Below are 25,766 nucleotides of genomic sequence, written 5' to 3'. Positions count from 1 at the left end.
AAATTCCATGAATGTGAACCGCCCCTCAGTGGTCGCCGTGATCGTGGCGGCAGGTCGCGGCACCCGTGCGGGTGGCGAGGTTGCGAAGCAATGGCGAATGCTTGGGCGCAAGCGCGTCGTGGCATGGGCCTGCGACGCGTTTCGCGGGCTCGCTGACGAGATTGTGCTGGTGGTGCCGCATGACGCCCCTGCCGACTGGATTCCTGACGGGGTGACATGCGTTGTCGGCGGCGACACTCGGGACGCATCGGTGCTGAACGGTTTGCAGGCCGTTGAAGGGCGCTTCGATCTGGCGCTGATCCACGACGGGGCACGGCCCCTGGTCGGCGCAGACGTGATCGGACGGGTTCTGGACGCGCTGCGTGATGCGCAGGGCGCGGCCCCTGCCTTGGCGGTCACGGACGCGCTGTGGCAGGGTGAGGACGGCAAAGTTTCGGGCACGCGGGACCGCGCGGGGCTGTTTCGGGCGCAAACGCCGCAAGGGTTCCATCTGGCGGAAATTCTCGCAGCCCACCGCGCGCATGACGGCGGCGCGGCGGACGATGTGGAAATCGCGCGGGCGGCGGGGATGGACGTCACCATCGTCGCGGGCGCGGAGCGGAACTTGAAGATCACCGGCCCCGAGGACTTTGCGCGGGCCGCCCAGTATTTGGAGAACAACGTGGATATACGGGTCGGCAACGGGTTTGACGTGCATCGCTTCGGGCCGGGGGATCATGTGATCCTGTGTGGAATCAAGGTGCCTCATGGACGAGGCTTGCAGGGACATTCCGACGCCGATGTGGGGCTGCACACGATCACCGACGCGATTTATGGCGCTCTGGCGCAGGGCGACATTGGCCAGCATTTCCCGCCGAGTGACCCGCAATGGAAGGGCATGGCAAGCTATGTGTTTCTGGAACACGCGCGGGATCTGGCGGGTGAGATGGGGTTTGCGATCTCCAACGTGGATTGCACGCTGATTTGCGAGGAGCCGAAGATTGGACCGCACGCTTTAACGATGCGTGAGAGGGTATCGGAATTGTTGGATATTTCTCTTGACCGTGTAAGCGTCAAGGCCACGACGTCAGAGCAGCTGGGCTTTACGGGCCGTCGCGAGGGGATTGCCTGCATGGCAACCGCCACGCTGGTGAAGGGGTAGCGCGATGTTCTCGGTCTCTAAATTCTGGGCGACCTTCTTCTATGTCGGCCTGTTGCGCCCTGCGCCGGGCACATGGGGCTCGGCCGCGGCGGTGATCGCGGCTTGGGGCATAATAGAGTGGCGCGGCTACGTGGCACTGGCGGCGCTGACGGTGATAATGTTCGTGCTGGGCTGGGCCGTCACCGCGATGGAGACCAAGGGCAAGGACGACCACGACCCCTCCGAGATCGTGATCGACGAGGTGGTGGGGCAATGGATCGCCCTGTTGCCGGTTGCGGTCGGGATCAGCCATGCGGGCGTGTCGTTCTGGGCCTTGTGGCCCGGCGTGGTGACGGCTTTCATCGCATTCCGGCTGTTCGACATCTGGAAACCCGGCCCCGTGGGATGGGCGGACCGCAAGGAAGGGCCACTGGGCGTGATGCTGGATGACGTTATCGCGGGCGTTCTGGCGGCTTTGGTCGTGATGCTTGGCGCTTGGATATCCCATGGCTGACGCGGCTGACGTTCTTGCGGCGGCGCGGGCCAAAGGCTGGCGCATCGCCACGGCGGAAAGCTGCACCGGCGGCTTGATCGCGGGGGCGTTGACCGAGGTGGCGGGCTCGTCCGACGTGGTGGAATGCGGGTTCGTGACCTATTCCAACGCGGCCAAGAAAAAGATGCTGGGCGTCACGGCGGCGTCGCTGGAGGCCCATGGCGCGGTATCCGAACAGGTCGCGCGGGAGATGGCGCAAGGGGCGTTGCGGGCGTCCGGCGTGGATCTGGCGGTGTCGGTGACGGGGATCGCGGGACCGGGCGGCTCGGAGGTCAAACCGGAAGGTATGGTCTGCTTCGGCGTGGCGACGGCGGGGGGCGTTGAGACTGAGACCGTTCAATTCGGCGCCCTCGGCCGCAGCGAAGTGCGTCGGGCCACCGTGGCCCATGCGCTGGCATTGTTGCTGTCCGCGCTTTCTTGACGGCCGCTGTCGCGGCACGGCCGCTTGTTTTAGCCTGAGAGTCCAGCAGCGACGCAGTCGCCATTGTTCTAGAAGGGCCGCAATTGCGACCAACGAATTGGTCGTTTTGGCCAAGGTGATCCTGCCGTTTCACACCCCCAAAGAAGAGGAAATCACCGGTCTGGAGCGGTCTTTGCACGGGGAAAGGGCTGATGAGCTGACCTCCTGAAGTCGAAAAACCTCAATGAATTCAATAAAGCCACCGAATTTTGCGCCCTTTTCTACGTTTTTCGGGCGAAAGTTCTTGAAAGAACGCCGCGCATGCCCAAATATGTAAATGTAAATAACATTCACTTAAAGGAGCGCCTGATGACACCTACCCCTTCCGTCACCCCGACAATGCCCCGCATGGGCTGGTTTTCCCGGGCCGAAGCCTGGCTGGACGAGCGCGGCAAGGGCGCATGGATCGCGACGCTGATCCTCGGCTTCGTCTTCTTCTGGCCCGTCGGTCTCGCCCTTCTCGCCTATATGATCTGGAGCAAACGCATGTTCAATTCTTCCTGCCGCAGCCGCGCCATGGCGCATCGTTCTTCCCACGGGTTCAAAAGTTCGGGTAACACCGCCTTCGACTCGTACAAGGCCGACATGTTGAAACGTCTGGAAGACGAGCAGCACGCATTCGAGACCTTCCTGGAGCGTCTGCGCGAAGCCAAGGACAAGTCCGAGTTCGACTCCTTCATGGACGAGCGTGCGAAAGCCGCAAAATCCGACGACGCCTGATCGTCACATCGCGCCCCCGATCATGGGGGCGCGCCTCTTTCAATTCCGGAGACCCGACCCCATGTCCTTCACCATGAATGACACCTACAGAGCCCTGCCCGACCCCGTGACCGAACCCGCCTTTTACAGCGGCGTCAGCGTGAAGCGCCTGTTGGCGTGGGTCGTGGATACCGTTATCGTAGGGATAGTTGCCGCCGTGGTGGCGAGCATCCCATTGTTCCTGCTGTGGTTCGTGTTCCCGCTGGTGTTTCTGGTGGTCTCGCTGATCTACCGCATCGGCTCGATCCGCGCCTTCTCTGCCACACCCGGCATGCGCCTGTTCAACATCGAGCTGCGCAACCGCGAAGGCGCGAAGCTCGACGGCACCGATGCCGCCTTGCACACCGTCGCCTACATGGTGGCCAGCGCGTTTTTCATCCCGCAGGTGGTTTCGGTCTTCCTGATGTTGATGACGGAGCGCGGTCAGGGCTTGCATGATATGTTTACCGGCGTGGTGGCGATCAATTCACCCGGTCGTTACTGACGACGCTCCGTCAATGATGAAAAAGGGTTTGTGAGTCGCATGGGGCATTGCTAGGCTTTTTCGCAATGTTCGAATTCTGAGGTTTCATGCGCCACACCCTGCCTATCGCCCCCCAGTTCTACGTCACGGCCCCGCAGGCCTGCCCGTATCTGGACAAGCGCCGTGAACGCAAACTGTTCACGGCGTTGCAGGGCGAGCATGCCAACACGCTGAACAACACCCTAAGCAAGCAGGGCTTCCGGCGGTCACAAAACGTACTGTACCGCCCCTCTTGTGCCGACTGTTCAGCCTGTCTGTCCGCCCGCATCCGCGTGGCGGATTTCAAGCCCAACCGCAGCCAGCGCAAGTGCCTCAAGCGCAATCACATGCTGGAGCGGGAAGCGACCTCGCCCTGGGCCACCGAAGAGCAATACGAGCTGTTCCGCCGGTATCTGGACCCCCGCCATTCGGATGGCGGGATGGCCGATATGGATATTTTCGAGTTCGCCGCAATGATCGAGGAAACGCCGGTCAAAAGCCGCGTGGTGGAGTATTGGGACCGCTCCGGCGACAGCCCGGCGCTGATCGCCACGTCGCTGACCGACGTGCTCGATGACGGGCTGTCGATGGTCTATTCGTTCTACGACCCCGACTGGTCGCGCAACTCGCTGGGCAGCTACATCATCCTCGACCACGTGCGGATCGCGCAGGAAGCGGGGCTGCCTTACGTCTATCTGGGCTATTGGGTGCCCGGCTCGCCCAAGATGGGCTACAAGGCCGGGTTCGGCGCGCTGGAGATTTTCCGGGGTGGCGTGTGGCAGAACCTGAGCGACACCGAGGATTACGACGCGGACACCCATCCGCTGTCCGTTGACCCGATTGCCGAGCAGGTCGCGCGTATCAATCTGCCCGACACCCGCGCGCCGAAGGAATGAGCGCCTATATCTCGGCATTCACCATTGTGGTTCCGGATTACGATTCCGGGCTGGATTTCTATGTAGGGCGCGCGGGGTTTCACCTGATCGAGGACACCGATTTGGGCGGCGGCAAGCGATGGGTGCTGATTGCCCCCTCGCCCGACGCCCAGACACGCATCCTGCTGGCGAAAGCTGCGGACAACGCCCAAAGCGCGGCCATCGGCAAACAGACCGGCGGCCGCGTCGGGTTCTTCCTGCACAGCGACGCGTTCGACGCCGACTACACACGAATGCTGGCGGCGGGCGTCACCTTCGAGGAAAGCCCGCGCGAGGAAAGCTACGGCAAGGTCGCCGTCTGGAGCGATCCGTGGGGCAACCGATGGGATTTGTTGCAGCTTAGCAGCTAGCGATCAGGCGCAGGTTGTCGGCGCCTCTGTCGGCCGAAGCGCAGCGACGAAACATCTTGGGTATCAATGTGAGACATGCGCGGCCCTTTTCAGGAGCCGCGCATAATGATTGTCTGCGTCAGGATCAGTTGCCGATCAGGTTCGGCAGGATGGTCACCACGGACGGGAACAGCGCCAGCAGGCCAAGGCCTGCGACCTGGATCAGCACGAACGGAATCACACCGCGGTAGATGTGGCCTGTGGTGACCTCCCTCGGGGCGACGCCGCGCAAGTAGAACAGCGCGAAGCCGAAAGGCGGTGTCAGGAACGACGTTTGCAGGTTCACCGCGATCATGATCGTCACCCATTTCGGGTCCATCGTGCCGCCATAGATGACCGGCCCGACAATCGGGATCACGATGTAGATGATCTCGAGGAAATCCAGCACGAAGCCCAGTATGAACAGCACCACCATCACGATGATGAAAACCTGCCACTCGTTGTCGAAAGATCTCAGGAACTGCTGGATGTAGTGCTCACCCCCGAAGGAGATCACCACGAGGTTGAGCAATTGCGACCCGATCAGGATGGTGAACACCATGGACGTGACCTTGGCCGTTTCCCGCACCACGGGGCTGAGCACGCCGTAGTTCCACAGCACGTAGCAGCCGAAGAGCAGGCCGAACATGGCGTAGAGATAAGCCGCCTGCGCCACGAGGAAGGCGAGCGTGTTCTCGAAGCTGACCTCTTCGATATTCATGCGCAGGTCGAAATTCACGCCGACAAGGATCATGATGATGAGGGCGAAGGTGGTCCAGATCACAACGCGCCCCGACCGGCCCTCGTCCTGCAACTTGCGGTAGGCCGCGAGCATGATCGCCCCGCCTGCCCCAAGTGCGGCTGCGGGCGTCGGGTTGGTGATACCGCCGAGGATCGAGCCAAGCACCGCCACGATCAGGACCAGCGGCGGGAATACCACGCGGATCAGGTCGTTACGGGCAAGTATACCGGCCGCGTGTTTGGCGCCGTAGAGCATCATGGCAATCGGGGCTAACAGCAGCAGGAAAGTCGTGCCGGGCGACGTGGTGGGCGCGATCAGCAGCGTGTCCACCAGCAGGGTCAACAGGATACCGGCGGTGCCGACGATCAGCGGAACGGGGTTGGCGGTGGGCGAGACGCCACGCGCCACTGCGAACATCAGACCGAAGAGCAGCAAACCGACCGCGATGCCGGTGCCGATAGGCGCGGCATTCGCGACCTTGGCGTCGATGGCCGTTGCCAGTTCTTCGGGGCTGAGGCGCACCGACTGCGCCACGCCGCCTGCCTCGTCGATGACGGCCTGCTCGGCCAGCGCGGTATCCCATGCCTCCTGCCCGTGCAGCTCGATCATCGCGCCCTGACATTGCTGGGACACTTTGGTGCGCAGCGACGCTGTTTGACCGGCGTCGGAGAAGCTGTCCACCTGATAGTTCTGCGAGCCGATGATGTTGACCTGCATCAGCAGGATCAGCCCGACAATCAGCCCGATGGGGGCGAACAGGAACCATGTCAGCGCTTCGGAGCGACGGATCGGCTCGCCGGTTGCGGCACCCAGTTCCACGGCGGGGGCTTTCGACGGGTTCAGCACGGCATAGCCAAAGGCATAGAGCGCGTAGAGTATCGCCAGTAGGATGCCGGGAAGCAGCGCCGCCTGGAACAATGTGCCGACGGACACCACCGCAGGCTCCCCCAGATAGGTCAGCGCGTCGGAGCAGCCGACCTCTCGGGCGCGGGCTTCCTGCGCGGCGGAATAGAGATCACCGGCCAACGTGCCCAAAAGCACGATCACGATGGAGGGCGGGATGATCTGCCCCAATGTGCCCGACGCGGCTATAACGCCGGTGGCCAGTTCTGGCGAGTAGTTGTTCTTGAGCATGGTCGGCAGCGACAGCAGCCCCATGGTGACAACAGTGGCCCCGACGATGCCGGTGGACGCCGCAAGGAACGCGCCCACGACGACCACGGACACGGCCAGACCGCCGGGCAGCGGGCCGAAGACGCGGGCCATGGTGGTCAGCAGGTCGTTGGCGATTTTGGAGCGTTCCAGCGTGATACCCATCAGCACGAACATCAAAACGGCCAGCAAGGTCTCGATGGAGGCACCGGCCAGCACCCGCTCGTTGATGCGGTTCACGATGAAGGACACGTTGCGGTCCAGCGCGACTTCCCAGCCTTGCACGAACACCGGCTCCGCCAGTCTTGGCAGGTCCGGGTATCGGAACACCGATATGGTCTCGGGCTTCAACCCTTCCGCGAGCAGCGCCGCATATTCCGCAGAAGACGGGTCGATCGCCTGATGGATCAGCAAACCGCCCGAGTCGAGCGCGGCGATGATCGCAAAGGAAATGACCCCGGCCCCGCCGATGGCGAAGGCGACCGGAAAGCCGGACAGGATGCCGCCGAAGAGGCAGAGAAAGACAATGATAAGGCCGATTTCGACGCCATCTAATCCGAAAAGCATGTGATCTGCCCCTTAGTGAATATTTGCGGCCAACTCGGCGTCTTCATCGCCAAGCAGGTCTTTGTCGAGATACTTGCCGTCGCTTTCCGGCCCTTCTTTCCACTCCAGATAGGAGCGCATGAAGAAGGACATCGCGTGGATGAACACCATGGCGGTGAACAGGCACAGCAGTATCTTGAAGAGGAAATAGGCGTTGAAGCCGTTGGGCGAGAAACCGATGGTCTCGATGTTCCAGCGCAAGGCGCGGGCCTTGAGCATCAGCTTGTCCAGCGCGTCGGAAGCCGAGGGGTTCGGCACCACCAGATGCCGCCACAGGAAGAACCAGCCGTATAGCCATGTCAGCACCGCAACGGGCATCATGAACAGCAGTGAGCCGACCATGTCGATGACCTTCTTCGCGCTGTAGCTGACTTTGGCATAGACGAGGTCCACCCGCACATGCCCGCCCTGCACGAAGGTGTAGGTCACGCACAACGCGACGACGAGGGCGTTGTACAGCTTCAGTTCTTCGGCCCACCAGCTGATGTCCTTGGAGAAGGCCATGCCGAAACCCATGGAGATTTCGGCCTGCGCGAAAATGCGCTGCATGAAGATGATGACGATCTGCTGTAACACCATGAGCAAGCCCGCCCATGCAGCGATGCGGCCCACTGTGTTTGCGAAGCCTTCCAGCACCCGCACGCAGCCCCACATGAACTCGTTGCGCCAGAACCCGATGGCGAGAACCACGAGGAAGGTGGTGAGTATGACGAAGAACAGCTCGACCGAAGCACCGTAGTAGATGAAGCGCATCAGCGCTTCCTTGTTCTCGGTCTCGGGCAGGGATTGGTTGATATAGGGCACCCATGACAACCACTGCCCCGGATGCGTGAGCGCATAGAACAGGTTGTAGAATGACATGGCGATGTTGGTGAAGAACCAGACGATGGCGTCCAGCATGGTATGCCCCCCGATGTGACGATCGGCCTGCCTAAATCCCCGCGGCGGCCTATTCTATATGCCACGGCCCTTTCAAAGAGATGAAAGGGCCGGAGTTATTTGATATCAGCGCCCTACTAGGCGCTGTTCACCTCAGCCCAAAACGCGGTCGCGTTGGGTCCGGTAGGTGCCTTCGGCTTTCTGGATCCAGCCCGAAGATGCTTTCAGAGACGCTTGGTAGTCGTCGTAGATCTTCTTGTAGAGCTCGTCGCCCATGTTTTCCTGATGCACTTCGTCGGAGGCTTTGCCGAACGCATCCCAGACGGAGTCAGGGAATTCCAGAACCTTCACGCCAGCCGATTGCAGACGCTGGAGCGCCGCACCGTTGTTGTTGAGGAACTGCGCGAGGTTCCACTGGTGGGCCTCGGCGGATGCGATCTCGACGATCTTTTGGTGCGCAGGCGACAGCGAGTCGAAGACTTCGCGATTGGTTGCGATGGACAGACCAGCGCCCGGCTCGTGGAAGCCTGCGGTGTAGTAGGTCTTGGTGATTTCCTGGAAACCGGCTTTCTCGTCCGCCCATGGGCCGATCCATTCGGTGCCGTCAATCGCGCCGGAGGCCAGCGCTTGATAAACTTCCGCGCCGGGAAGATTCTGCACTGATGCGCCGAGTTTGCCCAGAGCCAGACCGCCAAGGCCGGGCATACGGAATTTCAGGCCGTTGAAATCTTCGGGGCCATTGATTTCCTTGCGGAACCAGCCACCAGCCTGCGCGCCGGTGTTGCCGCCCAGGAAGGATTTCAGGCCGAAGATTTCGCCCAGCTCGTCATGCAGCGCGTGGCCGTTGCCGTGGTAGTACCAGTTGGCCAGCTCTTGCGCCGTCATGCCAAACGGCACAGAGGTGAAGAAGGCATAGCCCGGATGCTGACCCACAAAGTAGTAGTCAGCGCCATGATACATGTCGGCCTGACCGGAGGTCACGGCGTCAAACACTTCGAACGCGCCAACCAGTTCGCCTGCGGCCTTGACGTCAATCGTCAGGTTACCGTCCGACATGGCGGTGATGCTGTCAGCGGCGTGCTGTGCGGCGTCGAACACGCCTGCGAGACCACGGCCCCATGTGGTGACCATGGTCAGGGTGCGTTTGCCCTGCGCGTAGGCTGGCGCAGCAAGAGCAGTCGTTGCTGCCGCCGCAGAGCCGCCAAGTGCGGATGTTTTCAGAAAAGAACGACGATCCATAGGTATTTCCTCCCAAAGGTTTCATCGAGCCACGGGTGCGGGCGACTCGACGGATCGTTACAAGTGGCGTGACCCTACGTGCGAGTTTCGCGAAACAAAATACCCAGCGGTGGGTAGATGGTGGAGTTTTCCGACAAAATCTTGCCGCAGCGTGCAGATTTATGTCTGGCGTGCCGCATTGACGCCTCTAGTTGTGTGTCGCATCCTGCCCGACGTCGTCCACCGAGGAGGGGCGGCCCGTTCATGACCAAACTCTGGGCCACGATACACGAGCGCCTCGCGCTCACCTACCGGCAGAAAATCTTTCTGCTGACCACCCTGCCCCTTGTGCTGGCGGTCGCGGCTATCGCGGCTGTTGTCACAGTCCAGTCGCGCCAATTGGCAGAGCGCGAAATCCGCGAACTGGAGGCCCAACTGATTGCCGCCAAGCGGGCCGAGCTGAAAAACTACCTGTCGCTGGCACGCACCGCCATCGGCTCCATCTATGGCAACGCCGCGCCCGATGACGAGGAAGCTAAGCTGAAGGTGACCCAGATGCTCAGCGCGATGATCTACGGGCAGGACGGCTTTTTCTTCGTCTATGACTATGACGGCAACAATCTGGTCTCGCCCCGACAGACTTTTCTGATCGGCAAGAACTGGAAGGGTCTGGAAGATCTGAACGGTGTGCCGGTGGTCGACACCATTCTGGAGACCGCCAGATCGGGCGGCGGCTATCATGCTTATGACTGGGCAAAGCCCTCCACCCGCGAGACCGCGCGGATGGTTGTCTATGTGATCGGCTTGCAGGACTGGAAATGGGCGCTTGGCACCGGCATCTTCATCGACGACGTCCTGAGCACCGTCGCGGCAGCAGAGGCCGACACGCAAGCGCGGATCCAGAAGACGTTTGTTTATATCGTGCTGATCACCATATTGGCGCTGACTGGGGTTTTTGTCGCGGGTCTGCTGCTGAACCTGCGCGAACGCAGGCTGGCCGACGCCAAGCTGCGCGCCCTGACCGAGCGGATCATCGACACGCAAGAGGAGGAGCGCGGGCGGGTGGCCCGTGAGTTGCATGACAGCATCAGCCAGATTCTGGTCGGCGTCCGCTACATGCTGGAGCTGGCCCGCAAAAGGCTTCTGACGGGCGATCCCAAGGCGCCGGAGAGCCTGAACAAAGGCATCGCCGGATTGACCGAAGCCATCCATGAGGTGCGTCGCATCTCTGCCGATTTGCGCCCCGGGGTGCTGGACGATCTGGGCCTTGGCCCCGCGCTCAAGTCGCTGGTCGACGAGTTCTCCCGTCGCACCGGCATCAAGGCTGATTTCAAGACGGTGGTGTTCAGCAACCGTCTGGACAAGGACGCCAAGATCGCGCTCTACCGCATCGCCCAAGAGGCATTGACCAACGTGGAGCGACACGCGGATGCGAGGAGCGTCTATATCGAGGTCTTCGGCCACCGCATGGGCGCAACCCTGCGCATTACCGATGACGGTGTCGGAATCGCGGCCCGCGACCCACGCGAGGGCGTCGGCGGGCTGGGCTTGCGCAACATGCAGGAACGCATTGACCAGCTCAAAGGCACGCTGCGTGTTCTGTCGAGCGAGAACGGCACGATTATCGAGGCCTCGGTGCCGTTGACGCATATGCTCTCGCCCGAGACCAAATCCGAACCCCCTGCCCCGAAACCGAGGAAATCCGCATGAATGTCCCCGTGAAGGTCCTGATCGTCGACGACCACCCCATGGTGGCCGACGGCATCTGCGCAATTCTGGAAAGCTATGACGATATCGAGGTCGTGGCGACGCTCAGCAACGGCCAGGAGGTGCTGGACCAGATCGGAGCGTTAAAGCCGGATGTGATCCTGATGGACCTCAACATGCCGCAGATGGGCGGGCTGACGGCGACGGAGATATTGCTGGAGAAGACGCCCGACATCCGCATCCTGATCCTGTCGATGCATGACGCGCCGGAATATGTCTCCACCGCCATGTCCCACGGTGCGCGGGGCTACCTGTTGAAGGACGTGCCGACCGAGGAGATCCATAGCGCCATTCAGGCGGTGATGCGTGGGGAGACCTATCTGTGCAGCGGCGCGACCGCATCGCTGTCCCCCAATACCAGCGATGGACGGGAGCCGTTGACCGCCCGCGAGCAGACCATCCTTTTGCAACTGGCGCAGGGCAAGTCGAACAAGGATGTGGCCGCTGATCTGGATATTTCCGTGCATACGGTCGAGACGCACCGCAAGAACATCAAGCGTAAGCTGGGGATCAACTCGACCGCTGGACTGACCCGCTACGCGATGGAACATGGTGTGTTGCAAGGCACCGGGGTGGAGTTCTGATCAACTGCCAAACCAGTTCGCCAACATCCAGACGCCCATGCCCAGCATGATCAGGTTCTCGGTGAGCGAGATGAACCCCAAGGGAACGTTCGAGTCGCCGCCGACGCAGGCGCAGGTCAGTTCCCGCCCGTCGACATAAACCGCCTTGATGACGGACACCGCGCCGATGGTGCCGATAAAAATGCTGACCGGCGCGACCAGCCAGATCAAAAGGTTTCCCGTGCCGATCAGTGCCATCATGCCCACACCCGCGTAGAGTTCCAGAAACGGATAGGCATAGCCGTATGGCACATAGCGCCGCGCCAGCAGGTCGTAGCCGAGAAAGCCGTTCACGAAGCTGCCGACATCCTGCAACTTCTGGATCGCCAGCGCGACCATCGAGAGAGCAAAGAACCATTTGAGCCAAGTGAGCGGCGCGAAACTGTCGTAGAGGTTGAGCATTATCGCCACCGCCATCAGCGCGGTTGCGCCGAAGATCGCGATGACGGGGCGATAGGTGGTGTCATCCTCGCCCAAGACGCGCAGGCCAAAGTGCTTTTTCAAGGCCGCATAGCCGCCGATGCGGTCGCCGTCGATAAAGGTCTGGGGTGTGGTTTCCACGTTATGCTCTTCCATGAACGCGTCGACCTCGTCGCGGGTGGTCAGCAGATGGTCTTCGACCTCGAAGCCCTTGCGCTCCAGCAGCGATTTGCTTTTCAGGCCGAAGGGACAAAGATGGTCCGGCATCGCCATGCGGTAGAGCGCCGCCCGTTTACCCTCGTCTTGAGCGGTAGGGTTTGCGGGGTCGCCTTGCGGGACGGCATAGGTGCTGGTGTCTGTCATTGCGGTCTCCCTTTGCTTATTCGGAGGTGTCGCGCGAAGTTCCCGCCGGAGCGTCGCCATTCGCTTCGATGTCAGCGATGTAGCGTTTCATCTCGGCGATCTCGCCGCGCTGCGCCTCGATGATGGCATCCGCCAGTTCGCGGACGCGCGGGTCGGAGATGTCGGCCCGTTCACTGGTCAGGATGGCGATGGAATGGTGCGGGATCATGGCGCGCATCCAGGCGAGGTCTTCGACCGTCTCCTGACTGCGCACGAGCCACAGCGCCAATGCAAACGCCACCGCCGCACCGATAAAGATCGCGGCATTGACCGTGCGGTTGGAATACATCCCCAACATGAAGGCCAGCATGATGATCGCCATGGCCGCGCCCATATAGAGCGCCATCCACATGCGGGTCTGGGAGAAGAACACATGGTCCAGCGCGTAGGTGTTGAGGTACATCAGGCCGTACATCACCACGGTGGAGGTCGCGATCATCGCGAAAAAGCGTCCGTATCCCATGGAAGAAGAGTGTTTCTGGCTTTGCATATCCGTCATTGGGCCTCCGTCGGGTTGTCCGTCTGTCTGGAAACCCAACGACGAGCCGCGGCGATGGTTCCATCCGCGTCGGTCGGTGCAAGCTGACTTCGCCGCGCCTGCGGCACGTCGACCCGCCGGGGAGGCGCTGCCTCCCCGGACCCCTCCGAGGTATTTTTGAAGCAATGATGGGGTTAGGAGAGTTTCCAGTTTGCGGCGTCGATCGGCACGAAAGCCTCGATCGCGGCGGTGGCGATCACGTGGGTCTGGTCGTTCTCCGGATCATGGACGTCAAGCCCGCCCTTGACCGCTGTGACGGTGGCGCGGCCGCGTGGAAGCTCTGCCGTCAGCGCGTCGATGTCGAGTTTGTCCGGCTGTTGCACCGCGACCGTGACCTGCACGCGCATGTCGTTGTGGTCGATGCCGAGGGATTTGAACATGACGATGGAAGAATGGTGAAGCGCGTCCTGAATGGCGCGTTTTGCCGCCTTGGTGTAGTCAAGCCCGTAGAGGTCGTTCCCCGTGCCCATTTCAAGGATGATGCGGTGTTCCATCACGCGGCCTCCATGTCGAAGCTGACCATAATAGCGGCATTCGCGATGACTGTGACGCCGGAGCCGTCGGGTTTTGGAATGTCCAAGCCGCCGGGTTTGACGGTGATTGAGGGTTGTCCATAGGGAAAGATGTCGAGCAGCGTGGCGGTGTCGACTTCGTCGGGGCTCTGGACGCCGATTTCCACGTCGATAATCATGTCGGATTTCTCGAACCCGAACGCCTCGGCCAGACTGACCGAGTTGTGCCAGAGCGCGTCACGGATCGCGCGGGCCGCGGCTTCGGTATAGTCGCGACGGCGCAGCGATGTGCCCATGCCGAATTCATGGATCATGTGGGTCTTGGCCATGGGGTTTCTCCTGAGTTGGGTCGTTGGAGTTGTGCCTCCAGTCCCGTTGCGGCGCAAGCCCCTGAAAGAAAAGTCGGGTTGCCTGAAAGCGCAAATTTAATATCCGACTTAAATTGTCGGATTGACATACCCGACTTGTTCACTCAGGATTAGCGCAAGTCAAGCCACCCCGAATCTTCTGGGCAAGCCCGACACGTGAACCCCGCTTTGACCATCATGTGAGGACTTCCTGATGCAACGATCCGAACAACAGCCCGTGACAGAAAACAATGCGCCCAGAAGACCACGATCTGTCAGGACCGAAGTTCTCGATATGCTCGCCATCCAGCCAGAGATCGACGGAAGCTGCATCGAATGGCTGCTTGACCGGAGCCCACGCGACGCGCGGTGGGCAACATGAGTTTTCATTCGCCCCCGCCCAAGCACACCCCCGTGAACGCGCTGCCGACCTACGCCGCGAGCGATCTGACACAGGGCGGCGATCTGGCCCAGATCGTGCTGGGCGAGCAGACCTATATCCTGCGCATCACGCGGGCCGGCAAGTTGATCCTGACCAAATGACCTATCCTCAGCAAGGCCGTGGCAGCGCCCCCGTGGGGTTCATCTCCGAGCTTGACGGGCTGGAGGCCGCGTCGGTTATCTATCTGCGGCTTTGGTGCGACGGGCCGGATGCGCAAGCGCAGGTCTGGAGCGATCTTGCCGCTGGCCTCGGGGCCGATCAAGGGCGCAAGGCGCTGGAGGCGTTCGAGACGCTTTGCACGCTCTGCGCCCGGCATGGTCGCCGCCCGCTGATGCGGCACTCGGTCCAGTGCAAATGCCTTGGCTCCGACGAATCCTGCTTTGCCAATTTCATCGCCACCGCCGCCACGGGCGATCGCGAGGATGCGATGCTGATCGCGACGCTTCTGGTGCGGGCGGACGTGGCTCCGCTTGTCGCGTCGCTCGCCGCAGATTTCGGGCTGGCCCTCAAACGGATGCAACTTGCCGCACCGCGCGATGTGGCACCTGAGCCCCAATATCAAACGCTTCACTAACAGGACGGACCTTATGACACGACACTATCTCTATTCCACGGCAATCGCGTTGGTCGTTGCCACGCCCGCATTGGCCGTAGAGCCTGCGCAGGTGCTGGAGACCTATGCGGATATCGCCGCCGCCGGTTATGAGGACAGCCTGATCACCGCGAAGCGCCTGCAAGAAGCGGTCAACGATTTGGTGTCCGAGCCGTCGGCAGAGAACCTGACCGCCGCCCGTGCCGCATGGCTTGCGGCCCGTGTTCCCTACCAGCAAACCGAGGTCTTCCGCTTCGGCAACCCGATCGTCGATGACTGGGAGGGCAAGGTCAACGCGTGGCCGCTGGACGAAGGGCTGATCGACTATGTGGACACGACCTATGGCGGGCCGTCCGATGAGAACGAATTTGCAGCCCTGAACGTGATCGCCAACCCGGCTTTTACCCTGTCAGGCAAGGAGATCGACGCGTCCACCATCACGCCGGAACTGCTGGAGGAAACCCTGCACGAAGCGGATGGCGTGGAGGCCAATGTGGCGACCGGATACCACGCCATCGAGTTTTTGCTGTGGGGTCAGGACCTTAACGGCCACGGCGCAGGTGCCGGCGCGCGTCCATGGACGGATTACGCGGCAGGCGAGACCTGCACGAACGACAATTGCGACCGTCGGGGCGAGTATTTGACGGCGGCCACCGACCTTCTGGTGTCCGATCTGGAACATATGGCCGCGCAATGGGCGGAAGGTGGTGCCGCCCGCAATGCCGTGGCGTCCGATGCGGACACCGGAATCGCCGCCATCCTGACCGGCATGGGGTCGCTGTCCTACGGCGAGACGGCGGGCGAGCGGATGCGCCTTGGCGTCATGCTCAACGACCCGGAGGAAGAACATTCCTGCTTTGCCGACAACACCCATAACGACCACTACTACAACGGCATTGGCATCCAGAACGTCTATCTGGGCAAATACACCCGCGTTGACGGCGCCCTCGTGACCGGCCCCTCGCTCGCCGATCTGGTGGCCGAGGCCGACACGGCGCTGGACGTGGAAATGCAGTCGAAGCTGGGCGCGGCGGTAATGGCCCTCGGCCGCATCAAGATCGCGGCTGAGTCCGGCTTTGCCTATGACCAGATGCTGGAACGCGGCAACGAAGCGGGCGAAGCCCTCATCATGGGGGGTGTGAACGGGTTGATCGACCAGACACGCTCCATCGAACGGGTGGTCACGGCGCTTGGCGTAGACCAGATCAGCATCGAAGGGTCCGACAGCCTCGACGATCCTGACGCTGTTTTCCAGTAAACCCGCGAAGGTCTTGTCATCATGATCATCTGTCATTGTCAGAACATCACCGATCACGATATCCACGCGGCCATCGACTGGATGCGGGCATCGGATGACAAGACCATCGTCACCCCCGGCAAGGTGTATCGCGCACTTGGCAAATCCGCGGATTGCGGCGGATGCATGCCATTGTTCCTGTCCACCATGCGCAGCAACGACAATACCGAAGTCCCCATGCAACTGCGGAACTTGAAACCCGCGGCAACACAGGAAGAAGCACATGAACGGCGACAAGAAAGTTATTGAATATCTCAACGGCGCATTGCGCAGCGAGCTTACGGCGGTCAGCCAGTATTGGCTGCATTACCGCCTTCAGGAAGACTGGGGCCTTGGCCATATGGCCAAGAAATCCCGCGAGGAGAGCATCGAGGAGATGAACCACGCGGACAAGCTCATAGCGCGTATCCTTTTGTTGGGAGGCCACCCCAACCTGCAAAAACTGGACCCGCTGCGCATCGGCCAGACCCCCAAGGAAACCCTTGAATGTGATTTGGCCGCCGAGCAGGACGCGCAGAAATACTACAAGGAAGCACGTAAGTACTGCGAGGAAGCGGGCGACTACGTGACCAAGAACATCTTCGAGGAATTGCTGACCGACGAAGAAGGCCATATCGACTTTCTGGAAACGCAACTCGACCTCGTCGCCAAACTCGGTGAAGAAAAATATGCCCAACTCAATGCGTCAAAAATGGACGAAGCCGAGTAGTCTGCTTCTTGCTTTTCTTGCATCAACCTCCGTTGCGATAGCGGACACACCCGCCAAGTCCCCTGCATGGGACCTTGGCGACCCCCATTTAAACGTGGTGCCCCGCACGCCGGAGGAAGTCGCGCGGATCAGAAAGGTAACGGCGCCGACCACCGGTTTTGCGGCCGCCCAGAAGTTCGAGGAACGGCCCGCAGGCGCCGCGACTGTGCGCGTCACGCCGGACGCCAACGCGTTCTCGCACCCCTCGGGCAACATCACCTTCGAGGACGAGTTGCAGTTCAAGGTCGGCAACGGCCTGTTCCGCAAGCTGTGGGTGTCTTCGCCGTCCTCGACGCTGGCCTCGGACGGTCTTGGGCCGCTGTTCAACGCGCGGTCCTGCCAGCGCTGCCACATCAAGGACGGGCGCGGACATCCGCCCGAGACCAGTGAGGACAGCGCGGTTTCCATGTTCCTGAGGGTCTCGATCCCCGGCGGCCCCGAAGACCGCATCGCCGAGATCGAAGACTATATCGCCACCCTGCCCGACCCGACCTACGGGACGCAGTTGCAGGACTTCGCCGTGCAGGGCCATCCGTCCGAATACCGCCTTGCCATCACCTATGACGAAGAGGTTGTGACACTCGACGACGGCACCGAAGTATCCCTGCGCCATCCGACCTACGAGGCCGCCGATCTGGGCTATGGCCCGCTGCATCCAGACGCGATGCTCAGCCCGCGTGTGGCCCCGCAGATGATCGGGCTGGGACTGCTGGAAGCGGTCCCTGCTGCCGACATCCTTGCGAACGCGGACCCCGACGATGCGGACGGGGACGGCATCTCGGGTCGTCCGAATGTCGTCTGGTCACAGGAATTCGACAGGCCCATGCTGGGCCGCTTCGGCCTCAAGGCAGGCAACCCCACGATCAAGGAACAATCAGCTTCTGCCTTTGTCGGCGACATCGGCATCTCCAACCCGCTGTTCACGGCGGGCAGCGGCGAATGCACCGACTTGCAAGCCGATTGCCTCGCGGCAATTCACGGGGACGGTGACGACCGCGAGTACGAGATCGACGCCGAGGGGCTGGATTTGGTGACCTTCTACAGCCGCAACCTTGGCGTGCCGGCGCGGCGCGACGTGGACGATCCGCAAGTCTTGCGCGGCAAGCAGGTGTTCTACGACACTGGCTGCACCTCCTGCCACCAGCCCAGCTTCGTGACGCACCGCCTTGAAGACCAGCCGGAGCAGAGCTTTCAACTGATCTGGCCCTATACCGACATGCTGCTGCATGACATGGGGCCGGGCCTGGCCGACAATCGTCCCGAGGCGCGGGCGACGGGGCAGGAATGGCGCACGCCGCCGCTCTGGGGCATTGGTCTGACCGAACAGGTCAGCGGGCACACGTATTTCCTGCATGACGGTCGCGCCCGCTCGCTTTTGGAGGCGATCCTGTGGCATGGTGGCGAAGCGCAACCGCATCGGGACACCGTGGCAGCATTGCCCACCGACGACCGTGAGGCGCTGATCAGGTTTTTGGAGAGCCTATGAAACACAGATTTCTGGCCTGCGCGCTTTGCTTAATGCCCTTCACGGCGCAGGCGCAGGCCTCGATCGAGGACATTCTGCGCGACCATATCATGCTGCGGTTTGAGACCTTGGCGGCGACCTCCGAAGCCCTCGCACAAACGGCCTCCGACGACTGCGAGCCGGGGTCCGAGGCGCTGAAATCGGTCTATGCAGACGCCTTCGACGCATGGGTATCCGCAAGCCACCTGCGGTTCGGCCCCACGGAGGTGGAGGACCGCGCGTTCGCGCTGGCCTTCTGGCCCGACAGCCGCGGCGCGACCCCGCGCGCCTTGGCGACGCTGCTTGCAGAGGAAGACCCGATCGCCAACGCGCCTGACAGCTACCGCGATGTATCCATCGCGGCGCGCGGGTTCTACGCGCTGGAGTTCCTCCTTTATGACGAAACTCTCACCAACGCAGGCAACCCGGCTTACCATTGCACCCTGATCCAGACGGTTACCTCTGATATCGCCAGTACGTCGACGTCAATCCTGAAGGACTGGCAAAACGGATATGCCGACCAGATGCTGAACCCCGGCCCCGATGCGCCATACCGGACCGATGAAGAGGTCGTACAGGAAATGCTCAAAGCCCTTTCAACGGGGCTGCAATTCACCTCCGACACCCGCCTTGGGCGACCGCTTGGAACCTTCGACCGCCCCCGCCCCGCCCGCGCCGAAGCCTACAGGTCCGGCAGGTCGGCATCGCATGTTTTGTTATCCTTGGAGGCACTGCGCGACCTGGCGGCGCGGCTGGCGACAGGCAACGCCGATCTGGCGGAGACTCTCGACGCTCAGTTCGCGGATGCCGAGGAAAAGCTGACGGCGCTGAACGATCCGGTTTTCGCCAGCGTGGCCGACCCGCAATCGCGCCTGAAGGTCGAGGTGGTCCAACAAGCCGTGGACAAAATCCGCGAGACTGTGACCCAAGAGCTTGGCCCCACCCTTGGCGTGGCGGCAGGGTTCAACGCGCTGGACGGCGACTGACGTGGCGCTCACCGGAAGACGGCAGTTTCTGGGCGGCCTGCTGGCCGCAGGTCTTGTCCCGAAACCGACTTGGGCCGACGCAGGCTCGCCCGCGTTCCTGTCGGCGGCTGCAACCAAGGGCGGAAGCTACGTGCTATGCGGCATTGATGCGGGGCTGAACGTCGTCTTCCAGCTCCCTTTGCCGGACAGAGGCCACGCCGCCGCAGGCCACCCGAGCCGCCCCGAAGCGGTTGCCTTCGCCCGCCGCCCCGGCACATTCGCGGTGGTCATCGACTGCGTGACCGGTCGTCAAACGGCGGTTCTGAACGCGCCCGAAGGCCGTCATTTCTACGGGCATGGTGCGTTTTCGGCAGATGGAAGCCTGCTCTACACCACCGAAAACGACTTCGAGGCCGGGCGCGGGCGCGTCGGTGTCTGGGATGCCGCGAGCGGCTACGCCCGCATTGGCGAGTGGGACAGTGGCGGCATCGGCCCGCATGACATAAAGCGCTTGCCGAACTCGGACATACTTGTGGTCGCAAATGGTGGCATCGACACGCATCCCGATACAGGCCGCACCAAACTGAACCTGCCGACCATGCGCCCGAACCTTGCCTATATTGATCAGGGTGTGGTCGTTGAAACGGCGGAGCTGTCGCGGGATATGCACAAAAACTCGATCCGGCACCTGGCCGTCAGTGGAGACGGAACGGTCGTGTTCGGGATGCAGTGGCAGGGCGACGACACTCCGCCCCCGCTGGTCGGACTGCATCGCATGGGCGGGGCCATAACGCTGCCGCACGGAACGGATGAGACCGCACGCGCGATGGACGGCTACATCGGCAGCATCGCCTTCGCCGAAAATGGCAAGGCAATCGCGGTGACATCCCCCCGCGGCGGGCGGATTCAGGTTTTCGACCCCGAGACGTTGGGCCTCAGCTACACAAAGACGAGCGCAGATGTTTGCGGTGTCGCCCCGAGCGGCCGGCAATTCATCACCACATCCGGAACCGGCGAGATTGAGCGTTTGGGGCAGTACGCCGATGCAAACCCGCGACATTTGCCGTTAATGTTCGATAATCACTTGGTGTCTCTTTGAACATGCGCGCCGGAACCTTGGGCGGGGTTAGCAACTTCTTATGATCCGCGACCTCTCGATTGCTGCGGTCTCCATGGGACTGCTGGCCGCGTTTGTCGGCTATTCGGCGTCCTTCGCGATTGTGCTGGCGGGGCTGACCGCAATGGGGGCTAGCGACGCACAAGCGGCCACGGGCCTGTTTTTCGCGACGATTGGAATGGGAATTTGCAGCATCTGGCTGCCTGCGGTGACGCGAATTCCCGCAGCGGTTGCGTGGTCCACGCCGGGGGCCGCTTTTCTTGCCGCAACGGCCACCTTGCCGGGCGGTTTCGGTGAGGCGGTCGGCGCGATAATCTGTTGCGCCGCATTGATCGTCCTGACCGGCTTCATTCCCGCCCTTGGCCGCATCGTGGCCGCCATTCCCAAACCAATCGCAAACGGGTTGCTGGCAGGTGTTCTGCTCAAGCTCTGTCTGGCTCCGGCCTTGGCGTTGGGGACGATCCCGTTGTTGGTTCTGCCAGTGCTGGTCGCATGGTTGGCCGGATTGAGCTGGAACAGGCTGGCCGCCATGCCTTTCGCGGTTATAGCCTTTCTCGTGGTGCTCTATCTGGCCGTCGATACCTCTGGTGCTCCGGTCCGAACCGACACCGCATGGCTTCCAAGCTTTACCCCCGTTGCACCGGTCTTTACCGTCCAGTCGGTGTTTTCCATCGCCCTGCCGCTCTATCTTGTGACCATGGCCGGACAAAACATCCCCGGCTTTGCCGTGCTGGAGCTGAACGGCTATCCCGTCGACCGGCAGCCATTGTTGCGCAAAACCGGCCTCGTCAGCCTTGCGTTCGCCCCGTTCGGGTCAATTCCTGTCAACATGTCCGCGATCACTGCCGCGATGATGGCGGGCGAGGACGCAGGGCGCGACCCCGCAACCCGCTATTGGGCCGCGATCACATCGGGCGTCGTCTACGTCTTGCTGGCATTTGCCGCGGCGCTTGTGACGACATTGGCCGGCCTCGCGCCTATCGCGCTGATCGCTGCGGTGGCCGGACTTGCGCTGATCCCTGCCCTGGTCGCCTCGCTCTCGGGCGCGTTCAGAGACACCAGCCAGCTGGAAGCCCCTGCCCTCACCTTCCTGATCGCCGCAAGCGGGATGACACTTTTCGGCGTAAGCGGCGCGTTCTGGGGCGTTGTCGTCGGGGCAATGGTGTGGATAGCAAAGAGTATGACACACGGGTCGGCAGGCGATTGAGCGACAGTCGAGACAACCGAGAGGACAGGTATGCCCGACATAACATCCAACCCTTGGCGCGGGCGCGGACTGGACCTTGACGCGGAATTTCCCTGCGACAACCCGCAGCATGTCCGCAAGCTGTTGGCGCAATGCCCCGTCCATTCACCGACCCCACTGCTGGATATGCCCGCATTGGCCGAACAGGTCGGGGTGGCTTCGGTCGTCGTAAAAGACGAACGCACACGCAAGGGTCTGGGCAGTTTCAAAGCGCTCGGCGCGGCATATGCCATTGCGCGGGAAGCCGAACTGACCGGCTTGACCGATTTGAAAACCGCGCTGAACGGGCGCACATTCGTCACCGCCAGCGCGGGCAATCACGGCCTGTCCGTCGCGGCCGGCGCTCAGATCTTCGGTGCAGATGCAGTGATTTACCTTGCCGAGACCGTTCCGGCCGCCTTCGCCGACCGCTTGCAAGCCATGGGCGCACGGGTCATGCGTGCAGGGGCGACCTACGAGGACAGCATGGAAGCTGCCGAAGCTGCTGCGGCGGCGAAAGGATGGACCTTGCTGTCCGACAGCTCGTGGCCCGGATACAGCGCGCTGCCGTTGCGCGTCATGGAAGGCTACCTGCAACTCGCCGCAGAGGCTGCCGAGCAGATGCCAAAGCCCCCGACGCATATCCTGCTTCAGGCAGGCGTGGGCGGGCTTGCCGCCGCTGTCGCCGCGTATTCTCGCAAGATCTGGGGCGACGCCCCCGAGATAATCGTCGTGGAGCCCTCCGCCGCGCCCGCGTTGCAGGCCAGCATCGCAGCCGGAAAGGTGGTCGAGACGCAAGGCCCCGTGTCGTCGATGGGGCGGCTGGATTGCAAGACGCCGTCCCTGATTGCCCTGAACGGTCTGGCGCGCGATGCCGATCTGTTTGTGACGATCTCGGAGGACGAAGCCAACCACGCGCTGCCCATTCTGGCAGGCCTGGGACTGGACACGACACCTTCAGGCGGCGCCGGGCTTGCCGCGCTGTTGGCGGGATTGCCGCTTGGCCCCGACGCGCGGGTCTGGGCGATCCTCAGCGAAGGTCCGGAAGGCGGCTAGCCCTGCCCGCCTAGTTCAACCGCTGGCCGGTTTCGGGCGCGAAATAGGACACCTTGCCCAGATCGAAGGCCAGCGGCTGTGCAACCCCGGCTTTCGCGGTCGTCTCGGCATGGAGCCGCGCGGTGACGTGTTTGCCACCCAGTTGCATCACCACATAGGTATCCGCGCCTGCGGGCTCGACGATGTCGATCACGCATTCGGCGACTTGCGCGTCGTCGCGGGTGCGGCTGGCAGGGTCGGCAATGTCTTCGGGCCTGACACCCAAGATCACATCCTCTGGCAGGTCTGCGTTCTTGGGGTCTGTCAGCACAATCGGATCACCTTCCTTGCGGGCGATCTCAATGACCGTGCCACCGTTGTCGCGGCGCGTCTTGGCGGGAATCAGGTTCATCGCGGGCGAGCCCATGAAATCCGCCACGAATAGATTTGCCGGACGGTTGTAGATTTCCGCAGGCGAGCCGATCTGCTGGATGATGCCGCCTTTCATGACGACGATCTTGGTGGCCAGCGTCATCGCCTCGATCTGGTCATGGGTGACGTACACCATCGATGCGCCAAGGTTCTGGTGGAGCGCCTTGATCTCGGTTCGCATCTCCACCCGCAGTTTCGCGTCGAGGTTCGACAGCGGCTCGTCGAACAAGAACAGTTTCGGGTCCCGCACCAGCGCGCGGCCCATGGCGACCCGCTGGCGTTGCCCGCCGGAAAGCTGGCCCGGCTTGCGGTGCAGCAACGGCTCGATTTGCAGCTGCGCCGCGACCTGTTTCAGCTTCGCGTCCTGCGTCGCCTGATCAATGCCGCGCACCTTCATGCCAAACGTGATGTTCTTGGCGACGGTCATCGTCGGATAAAGCGCATAGGACTGGAACACCATGGCGATGTCGCGGTCCTTGGGGCTGACATTGGTCATGTTCTGGCCGCCGATGAACAGTTCCCCGCCTGAAATCGGCTCCAGCCCCGCGATGCAGTTGAGCAGCGTGGATTTACCGCACCCCGACGGGCCGACGAGGACTAGAAAGTCGCCCTCTTCGATGGACACGTTGATATCTTTCAAGACCTCGGTCGCGCCGTAATTCTTGAACAGGTTTTTGACTTCTAGAATGGGGGCCATTGCATTTATCCTTTCACGGAACCGGCGGTCAGACCGCGAATGAAGTATTTGCCAGCGACGACATAGACGAGCAGCGTCGGCAGCGCGGCGATGATCGCTGCGGCCATGTCGACATTGTATTCCTTCACGCCGGTGGTCGAGTTTACGATGTTGTTCAGCGCCACGGTGACCGGCTGCGTGCCCGCCTGCGAGAAGGACACGCCGAACAGGAAGTCGTTCCAGATCTGCGTAAACTGCCAGATCACGGTGACCACGATGATCGGCAGCGACAGCGGCAGGAAGATCGACCAGAAGATGCGGAAGAACCCCGCGCCGTCGACCTTTGCGGCCTTGGTCAGCTCGTCCGGTATCGACACATAGTAGTTGCGGAAGAACAGCGTGGTGAAGCCAAGGCCATAAATGACGTGGACGAAAATCAGCCCCGGAATGGTCCCGGCGATCCCCATGATCCCGAGAACCCGCGCCATGGGCAGCAGTACGACCTGAAACGGGATGAAGCAGCCAAACAGCATCAGCGCAAAGAAGATATTTGCCCCCTTGAAGCGCCACTGCGCCACGACATAGCCGTTCAGCGCGCCGACGAGGGTCGAGATCATCACCGCCGGAATGGCGATCAGGACGGAGTTCCAGAAGAATGGCCGCACGCCTTCGCACTGGATGCCGGTGCAGGCCGTGGCCCATGCGGTTTTCCACGCGTCCAACGTGACCTCACGGGGCAGCGAGATCAGATCGCCGGTGCGGATTTCATCGAGCGACTTCAGCGAGGTCGTGATCATCACGAATAGCGGCATCAGGTAGAACAGCGCGAACAGGCCCAACAGGATGTAGAGCACGACGCGCAGCACCAGCTTCACGGTCGGGCTTTGGTTGCGGGCCATTGATGGGCTGCGGGTGTGGGAGATATCAGTCATCTTTGACCCTCAATTCCGAATAGAGGTAAGGCACGACAATCGCGAACACGACCAGCATCATCACCATGGCAGAGCTTGCCGCCTGCCCGATATCCCCGCGCGAGAAGGCCATCGCATACATGTAGGTGGCGGGCAGATCGGTGGCGTAGCCCGGACCGCCGCCGGTCAACGCGATCACGAGGTCGAAGGACTTGATCGCCAGATGCGCCAGCACGATGAACGCGCTGAGGAAAATCGGCGCCATCGAGGGGATGATGATAGCAGTATAGACGCGCCAGTGCGGAATGCCGTCTACTTGCGCGGCCTTGATGATCTCTTCATCCACGGAGCGCAGACCGGCAAGGAAAAGCGCCATCACGAAGCCGGAGCTTTGCCAGATCGCGGCGATGACGATGGTGTAGATCGCCATGTCAGGGTCCACGAGCCAGTCGAATTCAAAGCTCTCGAAGCCCCAGCCCTGAACCATTGCTTCCAAGCCAAGGCCGGGATTCAAGATCCATTTCCACGCGGTGCCGGTGACGATCATCGACAGCGCCATGGGGTACAGATAGATCGTGCGAAGCGCCCCCTCGGTGCGGATCTTCTGGTCCAGTAGGATCGCCAGCAGCAAGCCCAGCACCATGGCGATCACGATGAACAGCGTGCCGAAGATGAACAGGTTGACCATCGCCGTCTCGAACCGCGGTGACGTCGCCAGCCGTTCGTACTGAATGAAACTGTCCAGCTCGTAGCGTGGCATCAGCCGCGAGCGGGTGAGCGACACCCAAGCCGTCCAGCCGATGAAGCCGTAGACGAACACCATCACGGCGACAAATGACGGCGCCAGAACGATCTTCGGCATATTGTCTTGAAGCCATTTTGACATGGTGCGTCCCCCCGGATTTCCGATTGACCCCGC

Annotated in this window: 29 protein-coding genes; 19 read left to right on the top strand and 10 right to left on the bottom strand. The window is 61.8% G+C overall.

Annotated features, from left to right (window positions below):
* Positions 1-13 precede the first annotated feature (13 nt).
* The 7 genes from THALAR_RS04015 to THALAR_RS03985 all read left to right on the top strand — a co-directional run bounded on the left by THALAR_RS04015 (position 14) and on the right by THALAR_RS03985 (position 4,679).
* Positions 14-1,141, top strand: a complete 1,128-nt coding sequence (locus tag THALAR_RS04015; protein ID WP_407638124.1) for a bifunctional 2-C-methyl-D-erythritol 4-phosphate cytidylyltransferase/2-C-methyl-D-erythritol 2,4-cyclodiphosphate synthase — start codon at positions 14-16, stop codon at positions 1,139-1,141.
* Positions 1,142-1,145: 4 nt separating this feature from the next.
* The gene (locus tag THALAR_RS04010) at positions 1,146-1,634 is read left to right on the top strand and encodes a phosphatidylglycerophosphatase A family protein (protein ID WP_021100204.1); all 489 of its coding nucleotides are present in this window, start codon (positions 1,146-1,148) and stop codon (positions 1,632-1,634) included.
* Positions 1,627-2,094 (top strand): CinA family protein, encoded by a 468-nt coding sequence (locus THALAR_RS04005; protein WP_021100203.1) that lies wholly within the window; start codon positions 1,627-1,629, stop codon positions 2,092-2,094. Before THALAR_RS04010 ends, THALAR_RS04005 begins: the two co-directional genes overlap by 8 nt.
* 348 nt (positions 2,095-2,442) lie before the next feature.
* Positions 2,443-2,853 carry a DUF2852 domain-containing protein gene (locus THALAR_RS04000; protein WP_021100202.1) on the top strand — a complete coding sequence of 137 codons (411 nt, stop codon included), beginning with the start codon at positions 2,443-2,445 and terminating at the stop codon, positions 2,851-2,853.
* A 61-nt stretch (positions 2,854-2,914) separates the two neighbouring features.
* Positions 2,915-3,376, top strand: a complete 462-nt coding sequence (locus THALAR_RS03995) for an RDD family protein (protein ID WP_021100201.1) — start codon at positions 2,915-2,917, stop codon at positions 3,374-3,376.
* A gap of 86 nt (positions 3,377-3,462) precedes the next feature.
* Positions 3,463-4,290 carry an arginyltransferase gene (locus tag THALAR_RS03990; protein ID WP_021100200.1) on the top strand — a complete coding sequence of 276 codons (828 nt, stop codon included), beginning with the start codon at positions 3,463-3,465 and terminating at the stop codon, positions 4,288-4,290.
* Complete coding sequence (locus tag THALAR_RS03985; RefSeq protein ID WP_021100199.1) at positions 4,287-4,679, top strand: VOC family protein; 393 nt, start codon at positions 4,287-4,289, stop codon at positions 4,677-4,679. Before THALAR_RS03990 ends, THALAR_RS03985 begins: the two co-directional genes overlap by 4 nt.
* 124 nt (positions 4,680-4,803) lie before the next feature.
* On the opposite strand, the gene THALAR_RS03980 is transcribed toward THALAR_RS03985, so the two are convergent.
* The 3 genes from THALAR_RS03980 to THALAR_RS03970 all read right to left on the bottom strand — a co-directional run bounded on the left by THALAR_RS03980 (position 4,804) and on the right by THALAR_RS03970 (position 9,315).
* Positions 4,804-7,158, bottom strand: coding sequence for a TRAP transporter large permease (locus tag THALAR_RS03980; RefSeq protein ID WP_021100198.1), 2,355 nt, complete (start codon positions 7,156-7,158; stop codon positions 4,804-4,806).
* Between the two features lie 12 nt (positions 7,159-7,170).
* Positions 7,171-8,097 carry a TRAP transporter small permease subunit gene (locus THALAR_RS03975; RefSeq protein WP_021100197.1) on the bottom strand — a complete coding sequence of 309 codons (927 nt, stop codon included), beginning with the start codon at positions 8,095-8,097 and terminating at the stop codon, positions 7,171-7,173.
* Positions 8,098-8,229: 132 nt separating this feature from the next.
* The gene (locus THALAR_RS03970; protein ID WP_021100196.1) at positions 8,230-9,315 is read right to left on the bottom strand and encodes a TRAP transporter substrate-binding protein; all 1,086 of its coding nucleotides are present in this window, start codon (positions 9,313-9,315) and stop codon (positions 8,230-8,232) included.
* Positions 9,316-9,558: 243 nt separating this feature from the next.
* Here THALAR_RS03970 and THALAR_RS03965 point away from each other — a divergent pair, with 243 nt between their 5' ends.
* Both THALAR_RS03965 and THALAR_RS03960 read left to right on the top strand, forming a co-directional pair.
* Positions 9,559-11,004, top strand: coding sequence for a cache domain-containing protein (locus tag THALAR_RS03965; protein WP_021100195.1), 1,446 nt, complete (start codon positions 9,559-9,561; stop codon positions 11,002-11,004).
* Complete coding sequence (locus tag THALAR_RS03960; protein WP_021100194.1) at positions 11,001-11,645, top strand: response regulator transcription factor; 645 nt, start codon at positions 11,001-11,003, stop codon at positions 11,643-11,645. The genes THALAR_RS03965 and THALAR_RS03960 overlap by 4 nt, the downstream gene beginning before the upstream one ends.
* Here the strand turns inward: THALAR_RS03960 and THALAR_RS03955 are convergent, their stop codons facing one another.
* From THALAR_RS03955 to THALAR_RS03940, 4 genes are all read right to left on the bottom strand, one after another.
* On the bottom strand, positions 11,646-12,467 hold the full coding sequence (locus THALAR_RS03955) for a MauE/DoxX family redox-associated membrane protein (RefSeq protein ID WP_021100193.1): 822 nt from the start codon (positions 12,465-12,467) through the stop codon (positions 11,646-11,648).
* A gap of 16 nt (positions 12,468-12,483) precedes the next feature.
* Positions 12,484-13,005 (bottom strand): DUF305 domain-containing protein, encoded by a 522-nt coding sequence (locus THALAR_RS03950; protein WP_021100192.1) that lies wholly within the window; start codon positions 13,003-13,005, stop codon positions 12,484-12,486.
* 173 nt (positions 13,006-13,178) lie between these two features.
* Entirely contained in the window at positions 13,179-13,541 is a 363-nt protein-coding gene (locus THALAR_RS03945) for a Lin0512 family protein (protein WP_040817178.1), read from the bottom strand.
* Positions 13,538-13,885, bottom strand: a complete 348-nt coding sequence (locus tag THALAR_RS03940) for a Lin0512 family protein (protein WP_021100190.1) — start codon at positions 13,883-13,885, stop codon at positions 13,538-13,540. The genes THALAR_RS03945 and THALAR_RS03940 overlap by 4 nt, the downstream gene beginning before the upstream one ends.
* A 396-nt stretch (positions 13,886-14,281) precedes the next feature.
* On the opposite strand from THALAR_RS03940, the gene hemP reads away from it, so the two are divergent.
* From hemP to THALAR_RS03895, 10 genes are read left to right on the top strand one after another with little or no spacing between them, the layout of a single operon-like run.
* On the top strand, positions 14,282-14,446 hold the full coding sequence (hemP, locus tag THALAR_RS18015) for a hemin uptake protein HemP (RefSeq protein WP_021100189.1): 165 nt from the start codon (positions 14,282-14,284) through the stop codon (positions 14,444-14,446).
* The gene (locus THALAR_RS03935) at positions 14,443-14,919 is read left to right on the top strand and encodes a hypothetical protein (RefSeq protein WP_021100188.1); all 477 of its coding nucleotides are present in this window, start codon (positions 14,443-14,445) and stop codon (positions 14,917-14,919) included. Before hemP ends, THALAR_RS03935 begins: the two co-directional genes overlap by 4 nt.
* 13 nt (positions 14,920-14,932) lie before the next feature.
* On the top strand, positions 14,933-16,195 hold the full coding sequence (locus THALAR_RS03930) for an imelysin family protein (RefSeq protein ID WP_021100187.1): 1,263 nt from the start codon (positions 14,933-14,935) through the stop codon (positions 16,193-16,195).
* Between the two features lie 21 nt (positions 16,196-16,216).
* Entirely contained in the window at positions 16,217-16,483 is a 267-nt protein-coding gene (locus tag THALAR_RS03925) for a (2Fe-2S)-binding protein (protein ID WP_021100186.1), read from the top strand.
* Entirely contained in the window at positions 16,458-16,943 is a 486-nt protein-coding gene (bfr, locus tag THALAR_RS03920; protein ID WP_021100185.1) for a bacterioferritin, read from the top strand. Before THALAR_RS03925 ends, bfr begins: the two co-directional genes overlap by 26 nt.
* Positions 16,915-18,468: a di-heme oxidoreductase family protein gene (locus THALAR_RS03915; protein WP_040817176.1), complete on the top strand. Its 1,554-nt coding sequence runs from the start codon at positions 16,915-16,917 to the stop codon at positions 18,466-18,468. Before bfr ends, THALAR_RS03915 begins: the two co-directional genes overlap by 29 nt.
* The gene (locus THALAR_RS03910) at positions 18,465-19,472 is read left to right on the top strand and encodes an imelysin family protein (RefSeq protein ID WP_040817173.1); all 1,008 of its coding nucleotides are present in this window, start codon (positions 18,465-18,467) and stop codon (positions 19,470-19,472) included. The genes THALAR_RS03915 and THALAR_RS03910 overlap by 4 nt, the downstream gene beginning before the upstream one ends.
* Before the next feature lies 1 nt (position 19,473).
* Positions 19,474-20,550 (top strand): DUF1513 domain-containing protein, encoded by a 1,077-nt coding sequence (locus THALAR_RS03905; protein ID WP_021100182.1) that lies wholly within the window; start codon positions 19,474-19,476, stop codon positions 20,548-20,550.
* 40 nt (positions 20,551-20,590) lie between these two features.
* Positions 20,591-21,775 carry a benzoate/H(+) symporter BenE family transporter gene (locus THALAR_RS03900; RefSeq protein ID WP_021100181.1) on the top strand — a complete coding sequence of 395 codons (1,185 nt, stop codon included), beginning with the start codon at positions 20,591-20,593 and terminating at the stop codon, positions 21,773-21,775.
* Positions 21,776-21,805: 30 nt separating this feature from the next.
* Positions 21,806-22,849 (top strand): pyridoxal-phosphate dependent enzyme, encoded by a 1,044-nt coding sequence (locus THALAR_RS03895; protein ID WP_021100180.1) that lies wholly within the window; start codon positions 21,806-21,808, stop codon positions 22,847-22,849.
* A gap of 10 nt (positions 22,850-22,859) precedes the next feature.
* On the opposite strand, the gene THALAR_RS03890 is transcribed toward THALAR_RS03895, so the two are convergent.
* From THALAR_RS03890 to THALAR_RS03880, 3 genes are read right to left on the bottom strand one after another with little or no spacing between them, the layout of a single operon-like run.
* On the bottom strand, positions 22,860-23,957 hold the full coding sequence (locus THALAR_RS03890; RefSeq protein WP_021100179.1) for an ABC transporter ATP-binding protein: 1,098 nt from the start codon (positions 23,955-23,957) through the stop codon (positions 22,860-22,862).
* 5 nt (positions 23,958-23,962) lie between these two features.
* A complete protein-coding gene (locus THALAR_RS03885) occupies positions 23,963-24,868 on the bottom strand; it encodes a carbohydrate ABC transporter permease (RefSeq protein WP_021100178.1) in 906 nt (301 codons plus the stop codon).
* Complete coding sequence (locus THALAR_RS03880; protein ID WP_021100177.1) at positions 24,861-25,733, bottom strand: carbohydrate ABC transporter permease; 873 nt, start codon at positions 25,731-25,733, stop codon at positions 24,861-24,863. The genes THALAR_RS03885 and THALAR_RS03880 overlap by 8 nt, the downstream gene beginning before the upstream one ends.
* Positions 25,734-25,766: the final 33 nt, after the last annotated feature.

The sequence above is a fragment of the Litoreibacter arenae DSM 19593 genome (genome assembly GCF_000442275.2).
In the GTDB taxonomy this organism is placed as follows: domain Bacteria; phylum Pseudomonadota; class Alphaproteobacteria; order Rhodobacterales; family Rhodobacteraceae; genus Litoreibacter; species Litoreibacter arenae.
Note: the sequence above shows the minus strand (reverse complement) of the source record. Positions and strands in the feature narration are given on the sequence as shown.